Source organism: Chitinophaga agrisoli, from assembly GCF_008386695.1.
GTDB lineage: Bacteria > Bacteroidota > Bacteroidia > Chitinophagales > Chitinophagaceae > Chitinophaga > Chitinophaga agrisoli.
Genome location: NZ_VUOC01000001.1, coordinates 394140 through 406715 on the forward strand (window position 1 = coordinate 394140; position 12576 = coordinate 406715).

Here is a 12576-nt window from a genome sequence, read left to right on the forward strand (position 1 = left end):
CAGTTCGGTTTAATTGTTAACGATCACCTGCAGGGCGGCCTTTACTACCTTAAATTCCACCTGTGCGTTGTTACCCAGCGGCACCGCATCCCCATCCACCTGGAGATAGGCCAGCTTAGGACTGCTTACCGTAATATTGCGGCCCGTATAACGCTGCATATATTTGGTCTTATGCACGGTGCCCAGCAGGGAATGGATGCATAAAGGCAGTAACCCGAGGAAGCTTACGGGCGGCACAACAACTACATCCAGCAGGCCATCGAACAGATCTGCCTGGGGTGATAGCTTAAACTCGTAGCCCAGCTGGTTACCATTGGCCATACTGAGAAGAAAAGCTGGTTTTTGCAGGGTTTTGTTACCGTCTATGTTGATGGTGTAAACATTGTCCTTGTATTCCCGGAAGCTTTTGATCACCAGTTTGGCGTATCCCTGCAATCCGCGTTTCTGCATATTGCGGAAGCGTTCTGCGATGAGCGCATCGAAGCCTACGCCGGCATTGCTCAGGAACAGGTGACCGTTGGCATAACCTGCATCAATGGCGCCGCGTTTATTCTGTGCGATCAGCTGTAATGCCTTCTCTACGTTCAATGGTATTTTCAGCGCCCTTGCCAGTCCATTGCCGCTGCCCAGTGGTATAATGGCCAGTGCGGTGTTGCTGCCGGTAAGGCCCTGTGCGATCTCGTTGATGGAGCCATCGCCGCCTACTGCCACTACGGTATCTACTCCGTTTGCTACCGCTTCCTGCGCCAGGTGCGTGCCATGGCCCAGGTAAGCAAGATGGGTGATCTGTACAGAAAAGCCGGGGGCGGGCAGATGCCTGCGTATTGTATCCTCCAGCCGTTTCTCCCGGTCTGTGCCCGCCTTGCGGTTAATGATAAAAAGTATCTTTCTCATGATGTATTTTACCGCAGAATGATCTTGATCCTGTATCACACGACAACGTTGTGATCATTCTACTGCTTTCAAACTAAGGTCCAGGCTAACTGCATGATGGATGACCGCCCCTGCGGAAATAAAGTCTACGCCTGTTTTAGCGTAGTCTACCAGGTTATCGAGGGTGATGCCGCCGGAGGCTTCTGTTTCGCAGCTGCCTTTGATGAGCTCCAGCGCGGCGGCGATCTGCTCCGGGCGGAAGTTGTCCAGCATGATGCGATCTACGCCGCCTACGGCCAGCGCTTCGCGCACATCGTCGAGGTTGCGGGTCTCTACTTCTATCTTCAGATCGAGCTTGCGCTGCTGCAGGTAAGCGATGGTCTTTTGCACTGCCTGGGTAATGCCGCCGGCAAAATCGATATGGTTATCCTTTAGCATGACCATATCGTATAAGCCCATGCGGTGATTAACGCCGCCGCCGATGCGTACCGCTTCCTTTTCCAACAGGCGGAAATTAGGCGTGGTCTTACGGGTATCGAGCAAGCGGGTATGGTAGCCCTGCAGCTTATCCACGTACTGGCGGGTAAGCGTGGCAATGCCACTCATGCGCTGCATACAGTTCAGCACCAGGCGTTCCGTCATCAGCAGGGTATGCACGGCTGCTTCTACCTCGAAGGCGGTATCGCCGGGCTGCATAACATCACCATCCTTTTTGAAGGGGGTGAACACGGTGAACATATCCATGTAGCGGAAAATGGTTTCTGCTACCTGCATGCCGGCCAGCAGGCCTCCTTCTTTTATCTTTAAGCGTGCCTTGCCTTTGGCGGTGGGGGGAATACAGGCCATGGTGCTATGGTCCCCGTTGCCAATATCTTCTGCCAGCGCCAGTCTTATCAATTCCTTAAGTGCAGTCTCATTTACCATAGCTTCCAGATTAACCGGTGAGGTGATTGTTTTGTCCCGGCGCCATTTGTAGGTATCCCGCAAATGGCGCTTTGAGGCCCCAAAAATAAAGAGTGCCCCCGTAACTTGTACGGGGGCACCGTGGTTTTTCAAATTATATTCAGATGAATGGGAGAAAACGGGGATCATTTGCTTTCAAAACGCAGCTGGTTCAGGAGCAGGGCACTACCCTTTTTCTGCAGGAAGAAGGATGTGCGGTAGAGGCCACCGCTGGTGGTCATATTCCCGATCCCGTAACGGGAGCCGCCGCCTTCGCCCTGGTGCAGCAGTTCAAATGATTTTACCTGGTTCTTGGCAAAAAAATCCTTGAGGATGATCTCTGCCTGCGCTTTGCTGTATGAGCTGGCCCTGCCACCTATACTGATCTCTACGGTATTATCGAGATGGGGGGAAAGGCTCCCCGCATCGCCTTGTTTCAGGGCGCTTACAACATCTTCAAAAGGGCCGCCGCCAAATGCTCTCAGCGGGCGGGCTGATAATGAGAAAATGGTAACGATGCCTCCCAGCAGCAGGATACCCAGCACATACATATACCTTGCCCATGGCTGCCTTTGCGGTGCTTCATGGGTATTGGCATTAGCCTCGCGTGACTGGATCGAACCTTGCTGCATCTCCCTCTCTGTCTTTAACATGCTCGGTTTCATAAGAAAAGATTCTTTTTAGTTGCCATGCCCGGTTTCATGGTTATTTCCAACACATTTTTATCGCCAACCCCAGCTGTTGCCAAAACTATGCCAGTTTGTAAACGGCTTGTTAAAATACAATTATGGTTGTAGCGCATAGATAGTAACCAATGCAAATATATTGATATATAAATTTTCTACGCGGCATAAAAGACGATTATGTGAGCGTGCTGCTTGAAGGTTACCGGAGCATGTTAACGGGTATTCTGTAAGCGTTAAATTTGCATAATTTTGAAAGTATTCAAGGCTTTATGAGTATTTTCACGGCTTTGTTGGATTAAATCTTATCAACGGATCATGGAAAAGAAAAAAGCAATCCTGGTTATTATGGATGGATGGGGCCTGGGACAGGTACCTGCCGCTGACGCCATATCGCATTCAAACACGCCTTTTGTTAACAGCCTGTACAACCAGTACCCGCATAGCCGGCTGGTTACCTGTGGAGAAGCGGTAGGATTACCGGAAGGGCAGATGGGTAACTCTGAGGTAGGGCACCTGAACATTGGCGCGGGGCGCATTGTATACCAGGAGCTGCAGCGTATTAACGTGGCCATCCGCACCGGCGAGCTGGCGCAGAATAAGGTGCTGCTGGATACGCTTCAGTATGCTAAATCCAACAACAAAGCACTGCACCTGATAGGCCTGGTAAGCAATGGCGGCGTGCACTCCCATATCAATCATATCAAAGCGCTGACGCAGATAGCTAAAGATAATGGCCTGGAAAAGGTGTTCATACATGCCTTTACAGACGGCCGCGATACCGATCCCAAAAGCGGGCTGGGTTTCCTGGAAGACCTGATGGTGCATCTTAAAAGCACTACCGGACAACTAGCCACCATCACCGGCCGTTATTATGCCATGGACCGCGATAAACGCTGGGAACGCGTAAAGCTAGCCTATGATGCGCTGGTGAACGGCGCCGGCACACCTACACAGGATCCGCTGACAGCCGTGAAAGCATCTTATGCAGAGGGCGTAACCGATGAGTTTATCAAACCTATCATCGTTACTACGCCGCAGCTGGCGCCGCTGGCTACGATTGGCGAAGGAGACGCTGTACTGTGCTTTAACTTCCGTACGGACCGTTGCCGCGAGATCACCCAGGTGTTGAGCCAGCAGGCTTTCCCTGATTTTGAGATGCAGCCGCTGCACCTGCACTACACCACCATGACGGAATATGATAAGACCTATAAAGGGGTGTATGTGATCTTTGAGAACGATAACCTGAATATGACGCTGGGCGAAGTGCTGGAGCAGAATAACCGCACCCAGATACGTATTGCAGAAACAGAGAAGTACCCGCACGTGTCCTTTTTCTTTTCCGGCGGACGTGAAAAGGAATTCAATGGAGAACGCCGCCTGATGGTACCCTCTCCCAAAGTGGCGACCTATGACCTGCAGCCGGAGATGAGCGCTTACCAGGTAACCGATACGATTGTGGAAGAGATCAATAAACAATCTGCCGATTTTATATGCCTGAACTTTGCCAATGCTGACATGGTAGGCCATACGGGCGTGTGGGAAGCTGCGGTGAAGGCGGTAGAAACGGTAGACGCCTGCGTAAAACGTGTGGTGGAAGCCTCTCTGCAGAATGGCTACACGGTATTCCTGACTGCGGACCATGGTAACGCTGATTTTATGATCAACGCAGACGGTACGCCTAATACGGCACATACCCTGAACCTGGTGCCCTTCTTTATCATCAATAATGATTTCAAAGGCGCTGTAAAGGATGGCAAACTGGGAGATATTGCTCCAACTATCCTCCATTTCATGGACCTTCCGGTACCCAAGGAAATGACCGGCGACCTGCTGGTATAACACCGCTAATCAACTCATAAACAGGACAATCCATCCCAGGCGGGGTGGATTGTCCTGTTTATGGTATGGCCGTTTGTAACTTTCCCGCCCCTGCCCCGTTCTATTGATACAAAACTTACCCCTATGCGCTCTATACTGTTTAAGCAGCTGCAGCGGCAGATCAACCAAACGCGGCAGCCCCTCGCCATCCTCTATAAGCTTCTGATATCCGCCTTTATTGCGGCAGCCCTGCTGTCTGTTTCCAGTTGCCGGAAAGATGAATGTAAGGATACCATGCGGTATACCATCTATACGCCTGTGTTTGCGTCTGCCGCAGAAGTGCGGGCACGCTTTAAAAGCGAGGCGCCCAGGCCTATTGAAGCCGCAGGGAAGATATACCTGTATGGTAACTATATTTTCCTGAATGAGCTGAATGAAGGCATCCACATTATTGACAACAGCAACCCGGAAGCGCCTGATAATTTTGCTTTTATAAATATCCCCGGTAATGTGGATATGGCGGTAAAGGGCCATGTGCTATATGCGGACAGCTATATGGATCTGCTGGCTATAGATATCAGCGACCCGCACCAGGTAAAGGAACTGAAACGGCTTAAAGATGTATATCCCCAGCGGGTGTATGAATATTTCAGGGCTACCAGCGACAGTATTGTGATAGATTATCTTACCAGGGATACGGTAGTAGAGATACCCTGCCACCGGGATCTTTTGTTTGGGGGGCAGTTTAACAGCCCCGGCGTATTTGCATTGAGCTCATCCAGTGATGGGGGTAATAAATCCGGCGCCATGGCGGCGCTGGGCAAAGGCGGCTCCATGGCGCGGTTTGCCCTGCTGAATGATTATCTGTATACCGTGGATTATTCCCGTTTAAACATATTTGGGATACAAAACCCCGCATCGCCTGAAAAACAGGATGAGTTGTACCTTTTTGATGTGGTGGAGACGATCTTTCCTTACCGGGGTAACCTGTTTATTGGCTCCCAGAGCGGTATGTACATCTATTCCCTGCAGAACCCGGCGCACCCGGTTAGAAAAGGCGCTTTTGGGCATATACGGTCCTGTGACCCGGTAGTGGCGGAGGATAGTACCGCCTATGTGACCCTGCGGGGCGGGAGTGCTTGCGGAGGTTTTACCAATCAACTGGATGTGCTGAACATCAGTGACCTGTCTAACCCTATTCTGATCAAAAGCTATCCGATGAGCAGCCCGTATGGGCTGGGGATAGATGGCGAACACCTGTTTGTGTGCGAGGGCAGCAACGGGCTTAAGTTCCTGGACGCCAGTGATCCACAAAATATTACGTCCGTGGCGCAAGTGCCGGTAGAGGCGTTTGATGTGATACCGCATAATAAGGTGTTGTTGGTTACGGCTAAGGATGGGCTGTATCAGTATGATTATAGTAATCTGCACGCGCCGAGGTTGTTGAGTAAGCTGGTGATAAACTGACGTGCGGATGAGGGGATATTGCAGGGTGGTTACAAGATAAGGTGGAGGAGTGCTGTGGCGTTGCAACAAATATAATTTATAACTATTTATAAAAAATAGTAACTATTCGGGCGGGTAGTCCGTTTTACGTTTTTTAGTGCTCTCGACAGATTTGCTCATGCATCAGATGCGCCGTTTTCACGGCGCATTATTTTTTTTGTATGGAGGAGGGGGTTGGAGTAATTTTGCGGGATGAAAATAAACAGATACCCGCTGTACATGGTACTGGCAGCTATGGCGATGGCAGCCTGCAGCCCCGGCAGCCAACAACCGGCCAACCAGGCCCCGCACAGCGATCTGAAAGCATATTTTGAACAGGAAGCCATACAGGCAGGTAAAAGCGGCCTGCTGTTACAGAAAACGGTGACATTGAACGGGCAACGGGAAGATCTGCATCTGACGGCAGACAGCAGCCAGCTGGAGCACCTGTTAAAACCCTTTATGGACGCAGATGTTAACAAACCCTCTTTAAAGGACGCCTACCGCACCGATACTATCAAAGACCTTTTTACCGGCAACAGCTCCATTATGTACACGGCGCGTAAACAAGCTACCCGCCCGCAACAGGTTATACTAAACCTGGACAATAAAGGCCAGATCAATACGGTAACGGCACACAGCAGTACGCATAACCTGGTGTATGATTACCAGCAACACCTGTTCTACCAGCACCTGAAGACCATCCGGATCACCACCTTCCAGAAGATAGCCTTTCTGAAGCCCCGTGAGCTGGACGTTAAAGTGTCGCTGGCCCCTAAAAAATAGCATTGGCGATGACAGCAGCGGAGTTTCAACAGATATCACATACCATACCCATACAGGCAGGCATCTACAAGTATTATGGCGATGACGGGGAGCTGCTATATGTAGGCAAGGCCAAGAGCCTGCGCAAACGGGTAAGCTCCTATTTTGTAAAGAACCACGATAATTTTAAGACGCGGAAGCTGGTGCAGACCATCCACCATATTGAGTTTACCATCGTGAACTCTGAACAGGATGCGTTTTTGCTGGAGAACTCGCTGATCAAGCAGTTCCAGCCGCGGTATAATATCAACCTGAAGGATGATAAGACCTATCCCTATATCGTTATTAAACACGAGGCCTATCCCCGGGTGTTCCTTACCCGGAATATTATCCGCGATGGCTCCGAATACCTTGGCCCCTTTACTTCTGTAGGCCGCGTACGGGAGCTGCTGGAAGTGATCCGGTATAATATCCCCCTGCGGACCTGTAACCTGAACCTCTCTGAGCAGAATGTACGCAAAGGCAAATTCAAGGTGTGCCTGGAGTACCACCTGGGCAACTGTAAAGGGCCCTGCGAGGGCCTGCAAACGGAAGAGGATTACCGGGCGGGGCTGCAGCAGGTAAAGGAGATCCTGAAGGGTAACCTGGCCCCGGTGCTGAACATGTTCCGCGCGCAGATGCAGAACTGCGCACAAAACATGGAGTTTGAGCAGGCGGAGATACTGCGTAAGAAGATAGAGAGCCTGCAGGCTTATCAGTCCAAATCTACCATCGTAAATGCGCGCATGGGGCATGCGGATGTATTTTCTGTTCTCAGCGATGGCAACCATGCCTATGTGAACTACCTGCGGGTGCTGAATGGCAGTATTGCCGATACCAAGACCGTGACGCTGGAAAAGAAGCTGGAGGAAACAGACGAGGAGGTACTGGCGTATGCTATCGCCTACCTGCGCGATGCTTTTAAAAGCCAGACCACAGAGATCATTATACCCATGCCGGTGGAATACCCGGAGGAGCATGTTACCCTGACGGTGCCCAAGGGCGGCGATAAGAAAAAGCTGCTGGAACTGTCAGAGAAGAATGTGAACTATTTTAAAGAGGAACTGCACAGAAAGAAGATCCTGCACCTGGAAGGCAAGACGGACGAAGAGAAGAAAAAGGTGCTGTACCAGCTGCAGGCGGACCTGGAGCTGCCGATACTGCCTACGCATATTGAGTGTTTTGATAACTCCAATTTCCAGGGCAGCTATCCTGTGAGCGCCTGCGTGGTGTTTAAGGATGGCATCGCCTCCAAAAAGGATTACCGGCATTTTAATATCAAAACGGTGGAAGGCATCAATGACTTTGCCTCTATGACCGAGGTAGTTCACCGCCGGTATAAACGCCTGCTGGCAGAGCAGCAGCCATTGCCCCAACTGGTGATCATAGACGGTGGTAAAGGGCAGCTGGGCGCCGCTATGGAAAGCATCCGCGAGCTGGACCTGATAGGCAGCATGACGGTGGTAGGCCTGGCCAAGAATGAGGAAGAGATCTTTTTTCCGGGGGATAAGGATAGTATCAAACTACCTTTTAACAGCGAAAGCCTGAAGCTGATACGGCGCATACGGGATGAGGTGCACCGTTTTGGCATCACCTTCCACCGGCAAAAGCGCAGCAAGGGCACTTTTAAGAATGAACTGGAATCTATTAAGGGTATAGGCGAGAGCACCGCCACACAGCTGTTACAGACCTACCGTTCCGTGAACCGGGTGAAGCAGCTTTCAAAAGAAGAGCTGGAGGCAGCGGTTGGCGCGGCCAAGGCGAAGCTGATATGGGCGCATTTTAACCCCGAGTGAGGGGAGTTTACTTGCTCCCTACTGCGCGTAATGCCTGCAGTACATGGCGCTCTTCATGGGCGATGAAGAAACGGAAGGTATCCCCCAGGGGGAGCTTTAGCCAGGACGCCAGGCTGGTAGGCACTTTTAATTTCCCCAGATCTACATTACGGGCTTGTTGCAGGAGGGCCAGCAGTTGCTGTTGGCCGGCCATGAACTCTTTTATTACCTGCGTGGTATCCAGCTGGGCGGCAGGCCGCGCATTTTTTGGGGCCTGCATACGCATGGGCAGGGCGCCATCCGGTTTGGGTTGCATGGTTTTGGTGAACCAGTGGCCCAGGGCGCTGCTTTTAAAAACGGCGGACGCGGGTTGGGCGGTGGCCGGTTGGGATGCCTGCGCTTCCGCAATGACCCTGGCCAGTTGAGGCAGGTAAAAACGGCTATAGATGTTCAGGTGATCGAGGCATTGGAGGGCGCTCCATTTACCCTGGGCGGGTGGTAATTGCAGTACGGCATCCGGCAGGTGGGTGAGCTGATCCTCTACGTTGGCAACGAGGCGTTGTACCTGGTGTGTTAAGTCTTCCAGCAGCGCTACAGAGTTGAATACAGCGGACATAGATGAGGAAATGGGGTTTAGTCTTTAATGGTGCAAATATATGCTATAAAAGCAACAAGGTCATAAGGTTCGAAACCCTATGACCTTGTGCGTATAAAGTATTTTTCAGACGAAGTCTATTAATACTGCCACAGATCCTGTTCTTTGTTGAAGATCTTGTCCTTGATGGCCTGACCTTCTAACAGACGCATGGTACCGTCTTTGATGTAATCCTTGATCTCGCGGTTGTACGCGTTGTTCTCTTTTACAACAAAGCTGGAGAAAAAGCGCATTTCGAACAGATCTTCCCAGCTCATAGAAGCGGCGTCGTTGTTCTGATTGTACACGTCGAACTTAGCCAGCACGGGACGCAGATCCGGGTAGTATACCCAGAAGAGGGGGATGGAAGCGCGCAGGGAGCCATCTTCGTTCATACGGGATACCATTGGCGCAATGCCGAGGATACGTACTTTCAAAGCGGAGGCTTCTTTGTCGAACACCCAAACTTCTTTGATCTTGTACTGTACGATGGTACGGGGATCAAATTCATCGCGGGTGGTTACCATTTTCTCTTCGCCGGTTACCGGGTCTATGCTACGTACGGTCCTTTCCTCACCACTGGTTTTGGTCTGGATCTCTTCGTAGGTCATGGGAGTGGTAAAGCGGTCATCGATGGGGGCAAAAGCCTGAATCTCGCCGCTCTTTATGGAGCTCAGTAATATATTAATGAAGAGCTGGTTTACACCGTTTTCATCTTCTACGTTGTACTGGAAGGGGAGGTTCATCTTTTCGCGGATGTCGAGTACCTGCCATACACGTTTTTCCCAGAATTTATCATCCTCGCGGATGTTATCATAGTCGATGGGTGTACGGTCCCTTACAGAGTTACGGGCGGTTACGCCGTCTATACGCAGTGATTTACGGGGAGTATCCACCACAGGGCCTACGGGGGCGCCTACTCCATCCTGGCGGAGGGAAGCGGCGTTTACATCCGGCTGTGCCGGCGGAGGCGTTACCGGGTTACCGGTAGCGGGGTTTACCACGTCACTGGAATCCACGGTTTCTGTGGTCGTAGTGGTCGTCGTCGCAGTTTTACGGCGTGTTGTGCCGCCCCTGCGCTGCGCCTGTGCATCTGCAGCCAGTATTACCAGCAACAAAGCGAACCAGCTCATTCTTTTAACTATTACTCCTCGCATAGTTCAGTAATTTATTTACTGTATTAGTTTAATTTAAACGAAGTGTTACCCATGTTTCGTACAATACCGTCCGGGCCTTTCACTTTCACGTTATCGAAGTACACCTGGTCACCGGCGCGTAAAGAACGCACAGCACCTACAACATTGTTGGGGAAATATGCGGAGTTGGCTTCGCCTTCCACATAATCTTTACCACGGGCTTCGATACCTACACGGTAGCTCACCACGTCGTATTTTACGCCTTCGAACTCAAAGTTCTCCAGGTCAGCCCTGAGACCGCCCTGTACTTTAAAGTCGGCTGCTTTCATAGTACCGCTTTTGTTCACACCCACCTTCAGAACGGGATCGGGGATCATTTTTACACGGAACTCTTTGCTGCCAAGGCTTTTAGTTTTGCCGTCCACGTTAGCTATCACGTTGATGATAGCCCTGCCGGGGTTGGCTACGGTCACCATATAGTTACCAGCGCCTTGTTTCCTGATGCTGCCTACGTTGATGGAAGCGTTCACGCTTTCAGCAGGTACGCCGGCTGCAGAGATGGAGATAGGGTTCTGGAGGCCTATGTAAAGAACGTTCATTTTATCAGCGGAGATAGAAGTGGTAGAAGCACCTACGTTATATGTTTCGCTGAAAGGGATGGTTTCGATCTCGCCGTTGCCTTTAGGCATGGAGATGGTACCTGCGATTGTTTTCTCGCCTATACCAGCTACCGGCAGGGTGAAAGTACCCAGACCGTCTTTAGCGGTGATTGTCTGACCATTTACCACGATGGTAGGGTTCACTGTTGTGCTGTACGCACCTACTGCGATCTGCGCGGTCAGTGTCTGGCCTTCCATGAGGTTTTTAGAGTTCAGAGATATAAACGGTCTTACGTGGTCAAATTGTATCCTGTTGGCATCAATTTGTTTCAGCAGATCGTCCAGTACCAGTGACTCGGAGTTTTTAACGTCGTTCTGGAACTTACCGAGGATGGTTACCGCAGCGATCGTGGGCACCATGTTAAAGTGGTAAGTAGTCCAGGTCTTCGCAACTTCGCCGTGGCCGTTGGTAGCTTTACCGATCTCCACACGCAAGGGCAGCGTTTTTTCGAATTCTGCTCTTTTGCCTGGTGTTACATAGGAAAGGAATTTATCGCGCAGCTCTTTCAGCTTAGCTTCCATTTCCATGCCTTTCTTCTTGTTCTCCATTACGCGGGTAGGAGCGTCCAGGTTATCTTTAGATTTGATCTCACCGTGTTCGTCCTTACCGCCGCTTTCAGCGATGATGAGCTCTTTCAGGCCGTCGATGTATTGGAACATGTCAGATGAGATCTTTTTCACTTCCTGGGCTTTAGCCTTGATAGGGGCTACCCTGGTAGGATCTGTTTTCATCTGCTCTTCGAATTGACCGTAGCTCAGATCGTTTTTGCTGGTAATGGATCTGTTAGAAGTATTGATAGAATCATTTACGATATTGAAAGCGTTTAATATTTCGGCAGAAACGTTCAATGCCAACATAGCCGTTAAGACCAGGTACATGAAGTTGATCATCTTCTGCCTAGGATCTTTAGGTAGTGCCATAGTTTTTTAGTGATTTAATGATTGTGTTGTGTTACTAAACTATTAGCGTACCTTATCTTCCGTGCATAGCGCTCAGCATGTTACCATAGATGGTATTCAGGTTGCTGAGGTTCTTAGCCAACAGGCTGATCTGTTCCTGTGTCCTCTTAGCGTCATCGATGCTGCCACTCATAGCCTGAGAAGTTGTCAACAAGTTCTTGTAGAAGTTGTTCATAGCTTTGAGGTGGTTGTTGGTGTCTTGCAGTTCCAGCTCATAGATGGCATTCAGGGAAGCCAGGTTTTTAGTCATACCCTGCATTTGCTCATGGAAATGCCTGGTGGACTCAGAAGCGCTGTTAAAGGATGATACTGCAGAAGCAGCGGAAGTGTAAGCTGTAGCAACGCTACCGATAGCGTTTGCAGCTTCGCGTGTTTTCTGTGTGTAATCACCGGTTGCAGCAACCACGTCGCTGATGTCCCTCATTTTGTCTACTGTTGTACCTAACTTCTGGAAGTTCTCGCTGAGACGTTGCAGATTAGCAGGGGTGATATCGGCTTCTGTCAGCATTTTATCCAGGCCGTCAACAGCGGGGTGACCGCCATAAGCAACAGCTGCCGGAGCATGTTGTGCAGAGCTATCCGGAACGAAAGCGTAAACAAAGAAGATCAATGCTTCTACGCTCAGACCCAGGATAAGTGCGATATCAGCTCCTTTCCAGTGCTGCAGTTTGAACAGCGCACCAATAATTACTACAGAAGCTGCAATACATACAAAGAAGTTCAACCATTTCGCCTTGTTAGGATTCATAGCCATAGGTTAAAATTTAATCTGGTTAAAGTTAATTACGGTTAAAGTTGTTTTTA

General features: G+C 50.3%; 11 protein-coding genes. 4 read left to right on the forward strand and 7 right to left on the reverse strand.

Annotated features, from left to right (window positions below; translation table 11 throughout):
- Window positions 1-9: 9 nt before the first annotated feature.
- From F0L74_RS01585 to F0L74_RS01595, 3 genes are all read right to left on the reverse strand, one after another.
- Window positions 10-894 carry a diacylglycerol/lipid kinase family protein gene (locus tag F0L74_RS01585; protein WP_149836089.1) on the reverse strand — a complete coding sequence of 295 codons (885 nt, stop codon included), beginning with the start codon at window positions 892-894 and terminating at the stop codon, window positions 10-12.
- 54 nt (window positions 895-948) lie between these two features.
- A complete protein-coding gene (nadC, locus tag F0L74_RS01590; protein WP_149836090.1) occupies window positions 949-1797 on the reverse strand; it encodes a carboxylating nicotinate-nucleotide diphosphorylase in 849 nt (282 codons plus the stop codon).
- A gap of 164 nt (window positions 1798-1961) precedes the next feature.
- Entirely contained in the window at window positions 1962-2480 is a 519-nt protein-coding gene (locus F0L74_RS01595; protein ID WP_149836091.1) for a DUF4783 domain-containing protein, read from the reverse strand.
- A gap of 336 nt (window positions 2481-2816) precedes the next feature.
- Between F0L74_RS01595 and gpmI the strand changes: the two genes are divergently transcribed.
- The 4 genes from gpmI to uvrC all read left to right on the forward strand — a co-directional run bounded on the left by gpmI (window position 2817) and on the right by uvrC (window position 8404).
- Window positions 2817-4340, forward strand: coding sequence for a 2,3-bisphosphoglycerate-independent phosphoglycerate mutase (gene gpmI, locus F0L74_RS01600; RefSeq protein WP_149836092.1), 1524 nt, complete (start codon window positions 2817-2819; stop codon window positions 4338-4340).
- Window positions 4341-4463: 123 nt separating this feature from the next.
- Window positions 4464-5786 carry an LVIVD repeat-containing protein gene (locus tag F0L74_RS01605; RefSeq protein ID WP_188315822.1) on the forward strand — a complete coding sequence of 441 codons (1323 nt, stop codon included), beginning with the start codon at window positions 4464-4466 and terminating at the stop codon, window positions 5784-5786.
- Window positions 5787-6017: 231 nt separating this feature from the next.
- On the forward strand, window positions 6018-6590 hold the full coding sequence (locus tag F0L74_RS01610) for a hypothetical protein (protein ID WP_149836094.1): 573 nt from the start codon (window positions 6018-6020) through the stop codon (window positions 6588-6590).
- A gap of 8 nt (window positions 6591-6598) precedes the next feature.
- A complete protein-coding gene (gene uvrC, locus F0L74_RS01615; protein ID WP_149836095.1) occupies window positions 6599-8404 on the forward strand; it encodes an excinuclease ABC subunit UvrC in 1806 nt (601 codons plus the stop codon).
- A gap of 7 nt (window positions 8405-8411) precedes the next feature.
- On the opposite strand, the gene F0L74_RS01620 is transcribed toward uvrC, so the two are convergent.
- The 4 genes from F0L74_RS01620 to porL all read right to left on the reverse strand — a co-directional run bounded on the left by F0L74_RS01620 (window position 8412) and on the right by porL (window position 12520).
- The gene (locus tag F0L74_RS01620) at window positions 8412-8999 is read right to left on the reverse strand and encodes a DinB family protein (protein WP_149836096.1); all 588 of its coding nucleotides are present in this window, start codon (window positions 8997-8999) and stop codon (window positions 8412-8414) included.
- 119 nt (window positions 9000-9118) lie between these two features.
- Window positions 9119-10174, reverse strand: coding sequence for a type IX secretion system ring subunit PorN/GldN (gene porN / locus F0L74_RS01625; protein WP_149836097.1), 1056 nt, complete (start codon window positions 10172-10174; stop codon window positions 9119-9121).
- Window positions 10175-10197: 23 nt separating this feature from the next.
- Window positions 10198-11733 (reverse strand): type IX secretion system motor protein PorM/GldM, encoded by a 1536-nt coding sequence (porM, locus tag F0L74_RS01630; RefSeq protein WP_149836098.1) that lies wholly within the window; start codon window positions 11731-11733, stop codon window positions 10198-10200.
- Between the two features lie 52 nt (window positions 11734-11785).
- The gene (gene porL, locus F0L74_RS01635) at window positions 11786-12520 is read right to left on the reverse strand and encodes a type IX secretion system motor protein PorL/GldL (RefSeq protein WP_246197600.1); all 735 of its coding nucleotides are present in this window, start codon (window positions 12518-12520) and stop codon (window positions 11786-11788) included.
- Window positions 12521-12576 lie beyond the last annotated feature (56 nt).